12 protein-coding genes and 2 pseudogenes are annotated in these 18,700 nt (G+C 37.9%); 11 read left to right on the plus strand and 3 right to left on the minus strand.

Going from position 1 to position 18,700, the window contains the following annotated elements:
- Positions 1–244 precede the first annotated feature (244 nt).
- Positions 245–1,366: pseudogene (locus GNF10_RS25900) on the minus strand (hypothetical protein); the annotation flags it as partial.
- 248 nt (positions 1,367–1,614) lie between these two features.
- On the opposite strand from GNF10_RS25900, the gene GNF10_RS25905 reads away from it, so the two are divergent.
- The 6 genes and pseudogenes from GNF10_RS25905 to GNF10_RS39335 all read left to right on the plus strand — a co-directional run bounded on the left by GNF10_RS25905 (position 1,615) and on the right by GNF10_RS39335 (position 11,160).
- The gene (locus GNF10_RS25905) at positions 1,615–4,470 is read left to right on the plus strand and encodes a GAF domain-containing protein (protein ID WP_185592770.1); all 2,856 of its coding nucleotides are present in this window, start codon (positions 1,615–1,617) and stop codon (positions 4,468–4,470) included.
- A 44-nt stretch (positions 4,471–4,514) separates the two neighbouring features.
- Positions 4,515–5,804: a TIR domain-containing protein gene (locus GNF10_RS38880; RefSeq protein ID WP_311774213.1), complete on the plus strand. Its 1,290-nt coding sequence runs from the start codon at positions 4,515–4,517 to the stop codon at positions 5,802–5,804.
- A 104-nt stretch (positions 5,805–5,908) separates the two neighbouring features.
- Positions 5,909–6,574 (plus strand): annotated as a pseudogene (locus GNF10_RS39510) (hypothetical protein); the annotation flags it as partial.
- Between the two features lie 126 nt (positions 6,575–6,700).
- Positions 6,701–7,093: a DUF1815 family protein gene (locus GNF10_RS38885; protein WP_311774214.1), complete on the plus strand. Its 393-nt coding sequence runs from the start codon at positions 6,701–6,703 to the stop codon at positions 7,091–7,093.
- Between the two features lie 88 nt (positions 7,094–7,181).
- Entirely contained in the window at positions 7,182–8,579 is a 1,398-nt protein-coding gene (locus GNF10_RS25920; RefSeq protein ID WP_260446143.1) for an AAA-like domain-containing protein, read from the plus strand.
- 7 nt (positions 8,580–8,586) lie between these two features.
- Complete coding sequence (locus tag GNF10_RS39335) at positions 8,587–11,160, plus strand: AAA-like domain-containing protein (RefSeq protein ID WP_221643687.1); 2,574 nt, start codon at positions 8,587–8,589, stop codon at positions 11,158–11,160.
- 23 nt (positions 11,161–11,183) lie between these two features.
- Here GNF10_RS39335 and GNF10_RS25930 read toward each other — a convergent pair whose 3' ends face one another.
- Complete coding sequence (locus GNF10_RS25930; protein WP_185587200.1) at positions 11,184–11,336, minus strand: hypothetical protein; 153 nt, start codon at positions 11,334–11,336, stop codon at positions 11,184–11,186.
- Positions 11,337–11,394: 58 nt separating this feature from the next.
- On the minus strand, positions 11,395–11,700 hold the full coding sequence (locus GNF10_RS38900; protein ID WP_260446144.1) for a hypothetical protein: 306 nt from the start codon (positions 11,698–11,700) through the stop codon (positions 11,395–11,397).
- A 152-nt stretch (positions 11,701–11,852) separates the two neighbouring features.
- On the opposite strand from GNF10_RS38900, the gene GNF10_RS25940 reads away from it, so the two are divergent.
- From GNF10_RS25940 to GNF10_RS25960, 5 genes are all read left to right on the plus strand, one after another.
- Positions 11,853–14,213 carry a pentapeptide repeat-containing protein gene (locus tag GNF10_RS25940; RefSeq protein WP_185607266.1) on the plus strand — a complete coding sequence of 787 codons (2,361 nt, stop codon included), beginning with the start codon at positions 11,853–11,855 and terminating at the stop codon, positions 14,211–14,213.
- 38 nt (positions 14,214–14,251) lie between these two features.
- A complete protein-coding gene (locus GNF10_RS25945; protein WP_185587900.1) occupies positions 14,252–15,382 on the plus strand; it encodes a pentapeptide repeat-containing protein in 1,131 nt (376 codons plus the stop codon).
- An 86-nt stretch (positions 15,383–15,468) separates the two neighbouring features.
- On the plus strand, positions 15,469–15,606 hold the full coding sequence (locus tag GNF10_RS25950) for a hypothetical protein (protein WP_185587898.1): 138 nt from the start codon (positions 15,469–15,471) through the stop codon (positions 15,604–15,606).
- An 18-nt stretch (positions 15,607–15,624) separates the two neighbouring features.
- Entirely contained in the window at positions 15,625–17,103 is a 1,479-nt protein-coding gene (locus GNF10_RS25955; protein ID WP_260446333.1) for an AAA-like domain-containing protein, read from the plus strand.
- Positions 17,104–17,116: 13 nt separating this feature from the next.
- On the plus strand, positions 17,117–18,700 hold a 1,584-nt coding region (locus GNF10_RS25960), incomplete at its 3' end, for an AAA-like domain-containing protein (protein WP_185607267.1).

Genomic DNA, 18,700 nt, shown 5'->3' on the forward strand with positions numbered 1-18,700 from the left:
GCACTTTAAGTCAAACAAAAATAACACGAATAATTTTCCCGAAAATTCCCGAAAAATGCACAAAGTCAACAGCCTAGTCGAGTAGTGGCTTTCTCAGATGAGCGCCTGTCACGTTTGTTGCCACCATCAATTATTTGTAGTGCTGTAGTCATATTCTCCTCCGATTTTTCTCATTACAAATTGGGCGGCTTTTTAAGTCATGCCGCGTCTAAGTTTTTTAGCTATTCTCAAAGCGAATTTTTATCTACTGGTTCTTACCTTGCCAAAACCGCAATTCATCTCGAAAGTACCTCTCAGTCTTCTTTGAACGCTCTTTCCAGCAATCCCAAGCCACTACCAACTCTTCTCCCAAGTCCTCTACAACTTCGCCCCTTTCCACATACAAAGTGCGATATGGGTCAGCGTGGGCAACAATAGAACCAACGCCAATGATGTCCGGTTGAGAGAATGCGTTCTGTAGAGCAGTAATTAAATCAGTCTCCTCACTGGTCAATTCCCCCCAATAGTCCTGTTTGATTACCTCGTACTCTTGGGCAATATCCCAAAACTCCTGCCAGCTACACCCAGGTTTTGACAGCACCCGCCGGATATCACTAATCGCCTGGGGTAGCATTTCCAGTTGTTCAGCTCGATATGCGATCGCAGATGGTGTCGGCTCACTCCCCAGAATTATCGCCGCAGCTTCGAGCGCTTGGGTGTTGTTCATGGCACTGGCGAGGTTTTTCAATGCCATGCCCATGAGCCGCAGACATTCTTGGGCATTCTCTTTGGGTGGTTCCTGCGCCAGCGATCGCAAATCAATAGTTTTCTCCAGTGCAAGTTTTACCTGCTTGTTCAAAGCTTTGGTCGCTTGCTGGGTCATGGTATTTCCCCACTGTTGAGAAGGGCGCTGTTGAACCGCGTTTTCTAATTCCTGAATGCGCTGCTGGAGTTGTTGATTTTCAATCTCCAGCTTTCTCAACCCTTCCATTTCATCCAGCCGTTGCTGTAACTGGATATTTTCTTCTTTCTGTTGCTTGAATAGTTGTTGCAGAGATTGGATTTGCTCTTGCACTTGTTCTTCGGCTTTGGCTGTGGCCTCTGTTTGCAAACCAATCCTCAATTCCTGGGAAAGTCGCTCTAGTTCCTGTTTATGGCGTTCTTCAATAGCAGCGATCGCTTCTGTGTATTCTGCGGGATATGATCTTTCTCTGGGAAGTGGGACACTGGGGGCATCTAAATCAGTATTGTTGATCAATAACCTCTCGCCATCAGCAAAGGTGACAATCTGCTGCCAGCGATTTGGTGCGTCTGCTTCAATGGTTCCCGAATCGCCATAACGAGGGTGCGACAGGGAAGAAACAGTGACTAATCAACAAGTCAATTCAAACGATAAATTGGCTTTAAGCGTTTAATTCAAGACTCAATAGGCCAAAAAACGAGTATTTTGTGAAGAAGCTTAAATTTGCTTAAGCAAACTCTATCGTAAATCTACTGAGACTGCTATGGTCAGTCTGGAATTCCATTCTGTACATTTGTAGCTTTATATAGACACTACACCATCAATGACAGATTAAGATAATTGCACATTTATCAAAAAGGTGCAGAAAAAGGTGATAAATAAGGAGATAATTTATGCTTAATCAACCCAAGCAAATCAATTTAGAAAACCTTCAGCAGCAATTTTTAGATGCTTTAGAACAGGTAGGAGAAGCTAGAGAAAAACTGTTTAACATGGAAAATATTCTTGAAGAATTTTGTCAAGAGATTAAAAATTTGGGTTTTGATTTTGCTAATATATCTTTAATTTCCAAAGAACAAAACACTATTGAGTCAGTACATGGAATTGGCATTGGCAAACAATGGTCTAGTTTCCCAAGACATTACCTGGAAAAAGACCCAGAACTACGGGATATTCAAGCAGATATAATCGCAACTGGTCGAACTGAAATTATTTCTGGATGGGATAAACGCTTTGATAGCTGGATTTATAAAGAGTATGCTCATGAAAATATTATTCGTGTTTTTACGCCTATTCTAGTAGTTGAAGATGACGATGGCAGGTTAATTGAAGATTGGTTTGGACATTGTTGCTTGGAAACTGTAGACTTTCAACCAGAAGCAAATGGGGAAAGGCAAGGGCAGCATAAAATTTACCAAATGCGTCTAGCAGAAGATTGGGAATTTGAAGGACGTAAACCAGAGTTTATAGTAATTGGTACATTACCTGAAGGACGTAAACCAGAGTTTATAGTAATTGGTACATTAGAAGCAGGATATTGTTTTTCTGATAGATTAATAGAGCAGGAAGAATTAAAAGAATTGCTTAAATGCATTGCTAAATGGTCTCTTCGTATTTGGGGAGTACAGCTTCCTCGTGTTCTAGAAACTATTGCTGAGATAGCTAGGAAAAATCTCAATGCTGATGCAGCCACCCTCCATTTTCTATATGAGAAAGATCCACAACCGGGTAGCTACATTTACAATGTCTTTTCTGGCGGAGTCGGTAAGCAATTTCTCAAAGCTTGTCCACCTCGTAATGATGGACTGGGGAGGCGAGCAATTGAAGAAAAGAATTATAAGTTTATTTCAAATCAGCCTAATGATCACGAAAACTCGACAATAGCAGAGTCTAACCCAAAAGCCTTTGAAGCAGGAATTCGAGCGATGGTAGCTTTTCCATTATTGGTTGATGGTAAGGAAGGAGTCCTGTATGTCCTTTTCCAAGATCAGCATGAATTTGTGGAACCTCTCTTAAATTCGGTAAACAAATTAGTGCAGCGTTGCGCGGTTGATGCTATTTCTGACTCTGCCAGAATTCAACAAATGCGGGATAAGATACGTTGGCAAACCCTCCATTCAATCACTCAATCACTTAGCAACATACCAGATAGTAATGTTCTGCGTCGTATTGCCTGGAATACCTTGAATATGCTAGGGGTAGATGTCGTTAATATCTACGAATATGTCCAGATTGAGAATAGATTTATAACTTCCCCTAATACAGCAGGGCGTCTCAAGCAAGGACAGATGATACGCGACGAGATTATTGGTGAACATAATGTACCATTTCTACTTATTAACGGTGGAAAAAATGTCTATGCTTCATGCCTAAAAGACACAATATTTGAAAATTCATCCTTTAGTAGCCGGGAAATAATCAAGTCCACTGCTGGCATTTTACTAAAAGTAGATAATCACAATATAGTTGGCGTGATGTTCATAAATTATCGGCGACCTCATAATTTTGATGAAGATGAGAAAAAGATAATTGAAACTCTTGCTGATTCAGCAGCAATCACTATTCAAAATCATAAATGGTTGACATCTCGTGAAACAATAAATCGCAAGATAATAACTACTACAGACCAGGAAAAACTACTGCTATTCATTACTAAAGAAGCGTTAAAAATTACTGGGGCTGATGTTGTAGGTATCTATTTATTTGATTCGAGTAAGCAGGAGTTATTAACAAAATGTGTATATGATCCAAATAATATAAGAATTGATCCATCAGAAAGCCGTCTCAGTATAAATCAGGGGATCATTGGTTGGGTGACAGAAAATCGTAAGTCAGCTTTAGTGAAAAATGTTCAAAGCGATGAACGATATTTCTCAGGTTTTGACAATATACGTTCCGAGTTGTGTGTGCCACTTCTGGACAAAGAAGACCGCATACTTGGGGTACTAAACGTGGAAAGCCAACGTATCGCAGTTTTTAACGAAAGACATCAAAAGATACTGGAGGATTTGGCAAACCAAGCGGTTATTGGTATACAAGGCTGGAAAAGTCAAGAGCAACTTTCGAGCATGAAAACTACCTCGGCAGTAGGAAACATAGCTAGCCAATTAGTACATCGGATAAATAATGACGTTGGTGCAATCCGTATGCGGGCAAAGAAGATTCTTGATCAGGGTGATGAATTTAGCAAGAATGAAGCGGAAAGAATTTTCTTCAAAGCAGAGGAAATTATGACAGCAACAAATGTCATTCAAAGCTTGGCTCACAAGAAGCCCCAGTCTGTAAATTTGCTTCCTATATTGGATAGTATATTAGAGAAGAAAAGGGAGGATTATCCGAATATTACTGTACAGCCTAGTTTACCCGTGGAATTGCCCCTAGTATTTGGGATTGAAGAACAATTTGTTTATATTTTTGATAATCTTATTCAAAATGCTGTAGAAGCTATGTCCCAAAAAGGTAGCTTATTTATTACTGTTGAGCTTGTACAAAGAGATGTAGGGAATTGGGTTCAAGTAAAAATCCGTGACACAGGTATAGGTATCCCAGCCGAAAACTTAGAAATAATTTTTGAATGGGGTTTTACCACAAAACAGGCAACCGGAGGTATGGGTTTCGGATTGTGGTGGACAAAATACAATGTTTTAGAATTGCTTTATGGGCATTTAGATGTAGAAAGTAGACCAGAAGAAGGAGCACAATTTACTTTGCTATTACCACTTTATCAGATGCCAGAAGCTAATTTATAAAAGAAGTATCAAATTCTTATAAATGGTTATCAAAAGGAGGTAATGTGGAAATATTGAAAATACTTTTAGTTGAGGATGATCCGGATTGGCAAGACCTTCTTCAAGGCTACATAAAGGATGCATGTAACAATACTAGTGGCAAAACTAGTAACCAAGAATACAAGACTGAGGCTATTACAACTTTTACAGATTCTCAGAAAAAGCTTCAAGACAATGATTGGCATTTGCTGGTCACTGATATCGGACTAAGAGATTCACGTCATTCTGATAAAGACAAGCTGGGGATACACCTTGTTAAACTTGCTCATAAGAAAAAGATTCCAACTATTGTAGTAAGTGGAACACCAGTTTTAGGTTCTAGGGACACTCGTGATTTGCTCAAAAAAGATGATGTAGCCGATTACTTTAGTAAAAGAAATTTTGATGATAAAGAATTTATTAAGGTAGTCCAAAAAATTTTGCAAGATCAACTTCAATCTTCACCGAATAAAAAAAAGCGATCGCAACAGGAAAAAGACTCACTCGAAAAAGCCTACACCCTTCAAAGCCAGAAAGTTGCAAATCTACGAACAGCATTGGTTATTGAAACCGATGTATCGCGCAAGTTTCAATACGAACAACAGCTTCAGTCAGAGGAACGCACACTGAAGGAACTTGTTGACAAGTTGGATGCAATTGAACAACAGTTGCAAGCTACTGATTTTCCTCATAGCAAACAGGTAGATAAACAAGAACAGTTACAGAATCAGCTAGAACAAGAGAGAGAAAAACTCAAAAATGAGAAAGAAATCTTCATCTCCTATGCTTGGGGCGGAGATAGTGAAACCTATGTTGAATGCTTAGACACAGTTTTACAATCCAAAGGTATTGCTATCATTCGAGATAAACGAGACTTAGGTTACAAAGGACTAATCAAAGCTTTCATGGAAAAGATTGGACGCGGGAAATGTGTCATTGCTGTGATTAGTGATAAGTATTTAAAATCGCCAAACTGTATGTTTGAATTGGTGCAAATTGCTAAGAATGGCGATTTTTATGACCGAATTTTTCCAATTATGTTACCAGATGTCCAAATTTATAAACCGATTGAAAGAATTAAATATATTAAATATTGGGAAGAGCAAATTAAAGAATTAGACGAAGCGATGAAAGGTGTTTCCGCCGCTAATTTACAGGGCTTTAGAGAAGAAATAGATTTATACACCCAAATTCGTCATACCATTGCTGAACTCACCAACCTGCTCAAAGACATGAATACGCTAACTCCAGACATTCACAGTGAGTCAGATTTTGATGAGTTATCAAAGGCGATCGCACAGCGTTTAGATGAGTAAGAATAAAATAGACAATTGATGAGTTGAATGCCGAGATAGTTAACACAGATGAAATAGGTGGTAATATTCACAACAATGACGCTTAAATCTGCCCAAACCGACCCATGCCCGATTCAGAAGACCCAAACCAAGTCTCCAGTAGTGACTTACGCAATACCCAGTTTGGCGGCGGGTTAATCAACGCTGATACAGTGAACACTAGGCAAATTGGCGGCGACATCTACAATATTCACCTTGGGCAGCAGACGACAGCATCAGGTAATTCAGTCCAATCACAGAGTCAAACAGAGCGATCGCAGCATCAAAGAGATTTGCTTGAAAAAGCTTATACGCTTCAAAGCCAGAAAGTTGCAAAAATACGAACAGCGTTGGTAATTGAGACTGATGCATCCCGCAAGTTTCAATATGAACACCAGCTTCGGGAAGAGGAATGCACATTAAAAGAGCTTGGTGATAAATTAGATGCAGTTGAAACACAGTCTTTATACTCGATAGCTACAGAAAAATGCTCAAATAAATATTATCAAGCAAGAGTTGTACTTAGTGCGAAGCTGACATCTGATAATAAGGCGCAGTTTAAAGACAAAAAAATAGAAATTGAAGCGATTGTTGCACATCTAGGGAAAATTTTAGGAGACGTTTCTCTAACGATTCTTGATATTGAAGAAGGAAGTATTGTAATTAAACTAGGAGGTTCTCCTGAAGATATTGAAAGACTTGTTGCTTTATTTAAATCTGGGGAATTAACTGAAATTCTAGGTATTAATGTTGAAGATATTCAGTTAAGTAAAAGTGATGATATAAACGAAAATGTTGAACCTTATAAAAATTTAAGTAACGACCAAAAATCAAGTGAATTTAAAAATGTCGTAAAGCCTGTAGAACATGAAATAGATATTTTCGGTTCAGTAAAGCAATATCGTCAATTTATTCAAGATATTATATTGAATCTTCAAGCTCTAGCTATTATCTTAGAACGCCAGGGTTATGCTGCTTCTTGTTATGTCCCTAGTGATGATGTAAATGCGGCCTCTTTTATGGTTAGCCTGAGCGATAATCATCTCATTCGTTTTCTAGTATCTAATTATGGGATAACTTGGACAGAAATGCAGGATGATCGGGAATTAATGAGGTTAGAAGGGTCAGAAGCAGTTCTTCAACTTCAAGAGCTGTCTGACCTTATAAAATTTAATCTTAAAAATAAAAATGAATATAGCGAAATAGATAGGCTTTTAGCAGCTAATGAACTAGATAGGGTTTTAGCATCTCTCGATCTGCTACTAACCTAACTCACAATTTGCATGTAACGTTATACATTGCTAATACTATTGATACACAACAAATAGTAACATTTATTTAAGTTGTCAGAAACGATTTATGCCCAATTCAAAAGACCCAAAGCAAGTCAACAACGACTTACCCAATTCCCAGTCTGGCGGTGGGTTGATTAATGCTGATTCTGTGAATGCTAGCCGAATTGGTGGCAACATCTACAATATTCACCTTGGGCAGCAGATGGCGGCATCAGGTAATTCAGTCCAATCACAGAATCAACGCCAGCGATCGCTCTCCGAAAGAAATTCACTCGAAAAAGCCTACACCCTTCAAAGCCAAAAAGTTGCAAATCTACGAACAGCGTTGGTTATTGAAACCGATGTATCCCGCAAGTTCCAATATGAAAACCAGCTTCAGTCAGAAGAACGCACCTTGAAGGAACTTGGTGACAAGTTAGATGCAATTGAACAACAGTTGCAAGCTATAGAAAAATCACGGCTAGAGCAAGACACAGACATATATATTGAACGGCCACCAATTGAGGACAAATGCTATAAAGCAATTGTGCAACCAGGGGCATTGATTCGTCTCAAAGCCCCGCAGAGAATGGGTAAAACATTACTGCTGGAGAAAACCCTAGACTATGCAAGACACCAGGGTTATCAAACCGCGAAATTGGATTTACAATTGGCTGATATTGATGTTCTGACTAACTTAAAAACGTTTCTACAATGGTTATGTGTTGATATTGCTGACAGTCTGGAGCTAGAACCCCAACTAGAAAAACATTGGCAAGAGGTTTTTGGGCTGAATAAAAACTGTACCCGTTATTTTCAAAAATATTTATTATCGGTTACTGATACTCCCTTAGTTTTAGCCATAGATAACTTTGAGAGACTGTTTGAATATCCAGAAATTTTCCCTCAATTCTGCTTGTTACTGCGGGGATGGTATGAGGCAGCGAAACAGGGAGACAAGATTGGTAATATTTGGAAAAAACTGCGGTTAGTTGTAGTTCATTCAACCGAATCTTACCCTTCCTTAGACAGTAATCATTCCCCGTTTAATGTGGGATTGGCGATTGACTTACCCGAATTTAATCTGCAACAAGTAACAAACCTCGCCAAGCAGAGTGAGTTAAGCCTGGGAGAACAGGACTTAAGCGGGTTGATGGAGTTGCTAGGGGGACATCCTTACTTGGTACAATCTGCGATCGCCCATCTCAAAAGCCAGCAAATGACCTTAGAAGAATTGTTAAGACTTGCACCGACAGAGCAAGGAATCTTCAGTGACCACTTGCGACAACAACTGTGGCATTTACAACATAATCCCCAGCTTGAGATAGGGTATAAAAAAGTAGTAATGACGAATGCACCTGTCAGGCTAGATACTGAAGTTGCATTTAAGTTGCATAGCTTGGGATTAATAAAACTTGTTAGTAATGATTGCGTTCCTGGTTGTGATTTGTATCGTCAGTATTTCTCAACTCGTTTGGAGTAGGTAAATCGTGGTTGACCAATACATATTCTCTGGAAGTCTACCTGAAAATGCCAGCACCTATGTCATACGAGAAGCTGATGCACAGTTATATGAAGGGCTGAAGGAGGGAAAGTTTTGTTACGTACTGAATTCCAGGCAGAGTGGAAAATCTAGCTTGCGTGTGCGAACCATGCAGCGATTGAGAGATGATGGCGTACAGTGTGCAGCCGTTGACCTTTCTGCTGGAGGTATTCAGAATGTACCTCCTGAACAATGGTATGCAGATTTAATTGACACACTCATTGACAGTTTTGAATTAGATTTAGATTTTGGTGATTGGTGGGAGGCGAATCAGTTAAATTCACTAGTCACAAGATTTCGCAAGTTTTTGGAAGAAGTATTACTTGTTGAAGTTCAAGAAGATATTGTTATTTTTATTGATGAAATTGATAGCGTACTCAGTCTGAATTTTTCCACAGATGACTTTTTTGCATTGATTCGCGCCTGTTATAACAAGCGTGTTGATAATCCTGAATACAATCGCCTAACTTTTTGTTTGTTGGGGGTTGCATCACCTAGCAATTTGATTGAGGATAAACAACGTACCCCGTTTAATATTGGTAAGGCTATCTCGCTCAAGGGTTTTCAACTGAATGAATCTGAACCGTTAGAAAAAGGTTTGCGCGGCAAATTCAGTAATACCCAGGCGATAATGCAGGAGATTTTACAGTGGACAGGGGGGCAACCATTCCTAACTCAAAAGCTGTGTCAGTTCATAGTTGAGGAATCAACACAGGAACATCCCCGCTCAGTAGGGCAAGTAGTCAGATCACGAATTATCGAAAGTTGGGAATCACAGGATGAGCCTGAACATCTGCGAACAATTCAAGCCAGGATTTTACGAGATGAGCAACGGGCAGGGTATTTACTTGAACTGTACCAACAAGTCCGTTTGGCTGAGGAGCGATCGCAAGTAATTGCAGACGAAACATTAGAGCTCAGTGAGCTACAACTTTCGGGATTGGTTGTTAAGCAGGAAGGCAAGTTGAGAATTTATAACCAAATTTACCGAGAAATATTTAACTTAAATTGGATTAAGGCTCAATTAAATAATCTGCGTCCATATTCAGAGAACTTTCGCTTTTGGGTGGCTTCTGGAGGTGCTGATGAATCACGGCTACTGCGAGGGAAAGCATTAGAATCGGCAGAAGAATGGGCGAAAGATAAAAATTTAAGTTATCAAGATAAACAGTTTTTAGCAGCCAGTAAAGAGAAAGGAATTCAGCAAGAAATTGCTGCAAAAGAACAATTTGCTGCTTTGGAAAGGGAGAGAAAGGATAGGGAGGCAGCAGAGGGAAGAAATCAATTGCTCAGTGAGGCTAACAAGAAAGCTCAAAGACTTATTAAAAATGGGACTATTATTTTAATTTTAACTGTATTTGGAACAGCAATTTCAGTAACAATGGCTGCACTAGAAGTCAAAGAAGCTCAAAAGAAACTCCAAGAAACATACACATACGTTGCTTATCCCAAACAATTAAAAGAATTGTCGGAAAAGTTATCAGGGAAGAAATTGTCTGAGCAAAGTACTCAAATACAAGAAAAAACAAATATAAAAATTAAAGACTATCAACTTGAACAAGTGTACCTTCATGCTACTAAATCGTTAGCCTATCAATATCTTGAAGATTGGGAATCAGCAAAAGAAGCTATGAAACAGAGTATGAGTTTTTTAAAAGGATGGGAGTACAATAAAAATGAAAGAGAGAACTTAGAACCAAACAATGAATTCTTGCAGACAAAGATATTTGCTTTGAGTGTTCAAGGTAATTTGTTAAGGAGCCAAGAAAATACTCTTAATGAAGCCAAGAAAACTTACCAAGACGCATTCAATATTATTCAAAAATATCCTCAACTAAAATCTTTCCAATCACCATACTCCAAAATTATTGATAGTGAGATTATTAAATCTGTTCATCGTAATTTAATTGAGCTACTCTCAAATAATAATACAGAATTAGAATTTAAGAAACAAGTTGAAGCATCTCTTACCGAACATTTATATGTTGAACTCGAATATTATTTGAAGAATAAAGATTGGGAGTTGGCTGACCGACAAACAAGCCAACTCATGTTTAATATTGTTAAATCAGAAGAACAAGGCTATTTAGATTATTCGAACATTAATAGATTATCTTGTCCAGGATTACAAAAGATAGACAAGCTTTGGTTCAATACAGACAACCGTTTTGGCTTTCGTGTGCAAAAGGAAATATGGATCAACACTGAGAATAGGTTGGGGATAAAACCAGGAGACTGGACAGACAAAGATAATGAAAACTATCTTCGGTTCGCCAAGACAGTAGGATGGTATGATGAAGAAGCAATTGGAGACAGTCAAGCAGGAGACTCAAGAGGTTCGTGGGTGAGTTACAATAAACGGACGAAGCTTATAAAAGACAACCCAGTGGATTATAGGGGTAGTCTACCTACTTTGGTTTGGTGGTGGTTGGGTGATAAGAGATGGGTTAGAGAAGAAGATGGAAGGAAGGGGAGGGTTTACTCTTTTCTTGCGTTGCGACTTATAAATTGTAACCTATAGAGCTTTCAATAGTTTGTAAAAATTTATTTCAGCCTCATTTTCCATGTAATAATCAACATTTCGGAAATCCGATGCCTGGCACTGCCGGCTGGGGTAGATAGCAATTCGCCTAAATAGACTTGGGTTGTAATGTGGTAGCAAAATCCAGATTGCAAGTTACGTTTTGGACGAGACATTACAAATACGTAAATGACAATATGAATAGTTCAGTTTATAGCTTGTTGTACAGACTCACTACTTCTCCCAATTAACCAGTACCCTCTCAACACAAGCAATCCCCCACTGCGGAAACTTCACCAGCAGCTTCTTGATCACAATTTGCAAAGCCGGATCATTCCAGCACTCTTGCAAGAAATCAAACCCCGGATTCTCCCCTGAATTCGCCGCTCGATTTAGTTTCTCCCTTCTTACAGGTCGCATATTTGACCTTGCAACAATCGCCTCATGCGACCATTTTTCAGCACTAAGGACGGGCACGGCGGAACCTTTACCCTCATTATCTGCTTTGATTTCTACACCCGAAACTGAGTTTTCAACCATCAACGGAGTAGGATTACTTTGTTCTACAAGCTCTGGTGTTTAATTAGCGATCGCTGAATACACAAACTTCAACAGAAATCTTGTGTTACAGTCCGTAAAAGCCCATACTGAAGCTGTATGTAACATAAACCCTCACTTTTACAAGCCTAGCTATGCCCCAAGACTTCTCTCGCCAGAATCTCAGAGGTCGTTCTTTCAAAGGTCAAGATTTGACTGGTGCAAACTTTAGTTATGCAGATATCCGAGGAACAGATTTTACTGGGGCTAACTTGAGGGGAGCAAATTTTAGTTGTACTGAAGGAGGGCTACAACGCCGTTGGGCAACAGTATTAGTTTTAATTTCATGGGTATTATCAGGAATATCGGGACTATTTTCAGGGACATTAGTTTCATTACTGGCAGACGTACTTAAGACTGATTCTTGGAAACATGGTTATTTTATAGCTACTTTTATTTCACTTTCAATCTTTCTAATTATTACTATTCGCAGAGGTATTTCAGCAGGCTTAGTAATCATCACTGTAATTACAAGCTTTTTCTTTGTATCCAATTTTATCATTTCTACTCTCTTTGGATTTCTTAGTGCTGTATTTTATTCGGAAACAACAATCAAAGGAGTAACTATAATTAGAAAATATGCTTTGCCCGAAGTAGTAAATGGATTTATATCTATAATTACTTTTGGTAGCACTGGTTTGGGAATGACAGCTATTGTTTTTGGTCTTGTTTTTACCTTATTTATACCCGGAGTTGTTGCTTTTATTATTGCCGAAGTTAAGGGTCTTATCGGAGTAATTGCTTGTGCTGGATTTGTTACTAGCAATATAGCCTTTACTATAATTACAACCTTGAATATAATTTTTCCTTCTGAAAAGATTCTTCAAACTCAGGCTTTATTAGCCTCTATTATTGGAGCTACAGCTGTTGTAATATCTAGCACTTGTATTGCATTTTATAATTTTGAGGATGAAACACAAAGTTGGTTTCGTTTATTTATTATTGTTTTTACTACTGTGAAAAGTACAAATTTTCAAGATGCAAATTTGACTGACGCTAATTTTAATCAAGCCATGCTCAAAAGTGCGAATTTTAAAAAATCTAATCTTACTCGTACTTACTGGGAGAATGCAAAAAAGATTGAACTTGCTCGTTTGGGAACATCTTATCTTCAGGATATAAAATTACGTCAATTATTAGTTACAGGACAAGGACAAGGGATAGACCTAAACAATAGAGATTTAAGAGGTCTTAATTTTTCTGGATTTAATTTAGTAAATGCTAATTTTAGTGGTTCAGATATATATCAATGCTCTTTTAGAAAAGCCAATATGACAGGAGCTTTGTTTGTAAAAACGCGCATTGAAAATACGGACTTAACAGGTATTACTCTAACAGGGGCTTGTATTGAAGATTGGATAGTTACTAAAACTACTAAACTTCAAGATATAAAATGCAGATATATTTTTATGAAATTAAGCGAAAATGGTGATAAGCGTAATCAAATGCCAATAAGAGGAGAGTTTAAAAATAGCGATTTTGTCCAATTTATTGAATCTATTCTAGATACTATCGAACTTTATCATGATCGAAATATAGATCCCAAAGCTGCTGTAATTGTTCTTAAAAGTTTGTCTGAAGACTATGATGAACATCTACAAGTAGTTGGATTAGAAACAAGAGAAAATCAAATTATTGTTAAAGTAAAAACTTCTAAGCTTGCTAATCCAGAGCAATTAAGAGAGGAGTATTACACACGGTACAATCAAACTTTCAATTTATCTATGCAAGATCCAGATGAAATATTACCGCAATACAAAGTCGTAGAGACGAACCCAGTACTGGCAAAAATTACACAAGTAGTAGAAGAATTTAAGCAGCATCCAACTACTAATATAGAATATTTTCATAATGAAGGACTTTATATGAATCAAAATAGTGGAATTTTTCAAAACGTTAGCGACAGTAATGTATATGGCGGGATGCAAGCAGCACTAGGCAATAATAATCGACAAATACAAGAAACTAATATAAATACAGATACTATGACAAACAATCCCGGTGGCTTTTCAGTTGGTGGTTCAGTTGATGCCGATATTAATAATGTTCAGGGTGAAAATAACCAACAAAAGGTAAGTAATAAAAGTTCTAGTTTCAACTTACAAGGCGCTCAATTCGGTGGTGGTCTAGTAAACGCTGACACCGTAAACGCGCACCAAATCGGCGGCAACATCACCAACTACACCTCAGAGCAAAAGCAGAATCTTGCAGCCGCCGCAGCAGAAATTCAGCAGCTTCTCAACCAACTGAGCCAGACATCCCCCACTGCAACGACATCAGAGAAAATGACTGTGGTAGCTAGGGCTGTAGACGAAATTGAAAATAACCCAACATTGAAAGCACGGGTGATCGGTGCGCTGAAGACTGGGGGAACCGAAGCTTTTAAAGAGCTAATTGATCATCCTTTAGTGAATATTCTGTTGGCTTCAATTGAAGGGTGGCAGGAGGCGGAGTAGTTTGTTGGCTACAGATGAAGCAGAGGGGTTAGCTCAAGATGGCGAATGAAGAGCATATAAAGATATTGAGAAAACGAGTTAAAGCTTGGAATAAGTGGCGGAATAACAACCCCGATATCATACCCGATTTAAGTGGCAAGGTTACGCATTATTGGTTTTTAAAGGAAGCAGATTTTAAGGGATTAAAAATTGATTTTGGTAGTTATCCTGCAATCGATAAAAGTTCTAAATTACTTCCTAAAAACTTAACTAATATTAACTTTAGCAAAGCAAACTTAGCAAGAGCCAACCTTAGCCAACTTAAGTTGATAGAAGCTGATTTGAGTGACTCTAATTTGAGTGGAGCTAACCTTAATGATACAGATTTGACTGATGCTAACTTAAGCAATGCTGACATAACAGGCGCTTTAATCAATGGAGCTATCCTAATTAGAGCTAATTTAACTAATGCTGATTTAAGCGGTGCTGGCATTGAATACTGTGAGTTTACTGAATCTATTCTAGATGGTACTAAATTTGCTAGAGTAGAGTTTAATGTTGACGCTATTCATCTTCCAAAAACAGATTATTCTCCTTCATATAATTTTATATTTAAATTTCATCTAAGTAAAGCAAATCTAAGTGAAGCAGATTTAACGGGCTATGACCTTAGTGAAGCTAATCTGTTAGCAGTTAATTTGAAAGGTGCTAATCTTATTGATGCAAACCTTACCCATGCGAACTTAACTAAAGCTGACTTAAATGAGGCAAACCTCACTAGAGTTCAAGCCTTATCGACAGATTTTACTTCTGCAAGTTTTACTGGTAGTTGTTTAGAAGATTGGAATATTAATAGCTCCACAAAATTGGATGATGTAATCTGTGACTACATCTACCTTCGTCAAGAACAGCAAGAACGCCGACCCAGTAGTGGTAACTTTACGCTTGGAGATTTTACCAAGTTAGTTCAAAAAGCTCAAGAAACAGTTGACCTGATTTTCAGTAATGGTATTGATTGGCAAGCATTCCTGATTTCGCTCCAAAAACTACAGGTTGAATGCAGTGATGAAGAGTTAACTATCCAAGCAATTGAAAATAAAAATGATGGTGTTTTTGTAATTCGGGTAAATGTCCCTGCGGATGCTAATAAAGCTGAAGTTGAAAAGTACTTAAAACGAGAATATGATTAGCACTTGTTGCATTAGAAGAAAAATATCAAGTTCAGCTACAAGGCAAAGATGAGCAGATAGAGATTTACCGCAAGCAAAGTACCGATTTGACTGAGATTGTAAAACTCTTGGCAGGTAAAGCTACTTATGACCTCAGAAATTCTCAGATTGGTGGAAGCCTAATTAATGCCGAGATAGTTAACACAGATGAAATAGGTGGTAATATTTATAACAACAACGCTTAAACCTGCCCAAACCGACCCATGCCGGACTCAGAAGACCCAAAGCAAGCCAGCAACGACTTACGCAATGCCCAGTTTGGCGGTGGGTTGGTTAATGCTGACACAGTGAATGCTGGGCGAATTGGCGGCGATATCTACAACATTCAGCTTGGACAGCAGGCAGCATCAAGTAATTCAGTCCAATCACAAAATCAACGCCAGCGATCGCAGTCCGAAAAAGATTCACTTGAAAAAGCTTACACCCTCCAAAGCCAGAAAGTTGCAAATCTACGAACAGCGTTGGTTCTTGAAACCGATGTATCCCGCAAGTTTCAATACGAACAACAGCTTCAGGCAGAGGAACGCACACTGAATGAGCTTGGTGACAAGTTGGATGCAATCGAACAACAATTGCAAGCGGCTGAGAACTCTGGACTAGATGCAGGTGTAGACATATATATTGAACGAGAACCTGTTGAGAATAAAACAATAAACTCTTTTCCAGCTATTGAATTAGAATATCCAGACGGATATGTGCCATTAAATTCACCTTTTTATATAGAACAAGATGGTATTGAATCTGTTTATGAAGCACTTTTGAAGCCTAGTTCTTTAATTCGGATTAAAGCACCCAAACTAATGGGTAAAACTTCCTTGTTGACTAGACTTTTATCCTATGCAGAGAAAAAACAATTCCAGTCAGTTTATTTAGATTTAGGTAGCACAGATAAAGCAATTTTAACAAATCTTGATAAATTCTTACGTTGGTTTTGTGGAAGGGTTAGTGATGAACTGGAAATTGAAAACAAAGTATCATTAGCATGGAATACGGATATTTTAGGTAGTAATGATAATTGTACAGCTTATTTTAGAAAGCATATTTTAGTAAAAATTAATTGTCCTTTAGTTCTATGTTTGGATGAAGTAGATCGATTATTTCCTCATAGGGAAGTGGTAGAAGATTTTTTTGGAATGTTACGTTCTTGGCATGAAAAAGGAAAAATTTTTGATGTTTGGAAACAACTGCATTTAGTACTGGCACATTCCACAGAACTTTACATCCCTTTGGATATCCATCAATCTCCCTTTAATGCAGGGATACCTGTAGAACTGGAGGAATTTAATCAACAGCAAAGCAAAGAATTAGTTAAAAAACATAGAATACCAGATGGGAATGCTGTTTTAGAACAATTGAGGAAAATGGTAGGAGGACACCCGTACCTGTTACGCTTGGCAATGTACGAGATAGCAACAGGAAAAGTAACTCTCAAAAATTTACTACAATCGGCGACAACAGAAGCAGGGATTTATAATAATCACTTACGCTCTCTGTTAGGTGTTTTGCAAACAGTACCAGAACTGCGAATATGTTTAAACCGAGTAGTTAACTCAAATGTAGGAGTAGAATTAGATCCGATCCAAATTTATAAATTGCACAGTTTGGGGCTAGTACAAAAACAGAATAATCATGTCATACCCCGTTGCCAACTTTACCGTGAGTATTTCCGCCGCGTCTTATAAGGAGTTTTGAAAAGTGCTAGCCAGTAGTTCTAACTTCTATCAGGTTGGTGCAAGTCTCCCAATTGATGCTCCTAGTTATGTACAGCGACAAGCAGACGAGGAGTTTTACCAAAAATTGCGGTCAGGAAAATTTTGTTACGTTTTGAACTCTCGACAGATGGGTAAGTCCAGCTTGCGGGTACAGACGATGCAAAGGTTACAACAAGAAGGGACTATCTGTGCAGCAATTGACTTAACAGGGATTGGCAAACACAATGTAACACAATCACAATGGTATGGAGGAATTGTTTACACCTTAGTAGAAAGTTGCCAATTAGAAGATAAATTTGATTTTAATTGGCAGATATGGTGGCGAGAAAAACAGGAAATACTAGATCCCGTCATGTGTTTGAGATTGTTTATCGAACAAGTATTACTGGAAAAAATTCAGCAGCCAATAGTCATTTTTGTGGATGAAATTGACAGAGTACTGAGCCAGGATTTTTCTTCGGATGATTTTTTTGCTTTAATTCGTTTTTTTCAAAATCAACGAGTTGATAATCCTAAATTTGAACGACTGACGTTTGCATTGTTGGGTGTGGCAACTCCCAGCGATTTGATTACTGATAAAACCCAAACTCCTTTTAATATTGGAGAAGGAATTGAACTACATGGTTTTCGGATGTCAGAAGTCCAACCGCTTATTAAAGGCTTAGAAGGCAAGGTATCAAATCCTCAAAAAGTAATCGAATCAATTTTAGATTGCACAGGCGGACAACCGTTTTTAACTCAGAAATTATGTAAGTTTATGGTAGAGGAGTCCGAGAAAGATAATCCTCGTTCCGTTGCGGAAGTAGTAATAGCAAGAATTATTGAAAATTGGGAATTTCAGGATAATCCAGAGCATTTACGAACGATCCGAGACCGGATTCTTTCAAATGAACAACGAGCTAGTTATTTGTTGGAATTATATCAGCAAATTCGACAATTAGGAGAAATAGATAGTAATAACAGTATTGAAGTTAGTGAATTACAGCTATCAGGGTTAGTTGTTAAAAATCAGAAAAAATTAAAAGTTTATAATCCTATCTATAGAGAAGTTTTTAACGAGAGTTGGGTCGAGAGGCAATTAGAAACTGTACGAGATGCTGAAAATCTTAGAAGAGAACTATCTGAACTAGTAATAAAAATTCGTAATCAAAGTCACAAATTCCAAGGTGATGAAGTGTTAATATTTGCTAGTTTGGCGAAAGAATTTCAAGATCCTAAAGTTGAAAAAGCGATATTACTAAGTCATCTATCTTTAGCTTATCTGGAACTCGAAGAATTTCAGAAAGCAGAAGAAAAAGTTAAGATTGCTTTAGAATATTTGGACAACAATGAAGCATTTCAAGGTGCTATGAATGATTTAGACAATAACCGAATAATAAATTCTGTTTTTCAAAAATTACAAACTCTAGTTTATGCCTATTATGCTCAAGGGAGTTTATCTAAAAAGCAGGGTGATCTTGAAAATGCAATAAAAGCTTACATGAGAGCCTTTAAAATCCTTAGATATCCCTTGGAAAAAAAGATAGATATCTTAAATAAGGAAATGCGTCCCTTAGAGATTATAGAG

This window comes from Nostoc sp. UCD121, from assembly GCF_014222285.1.
Classification (GTDB): Bacteria; Cyanobacteriota; Cyanobacteriia; order Cyanobacteriales; family Nostocaceae; genus Nostoc.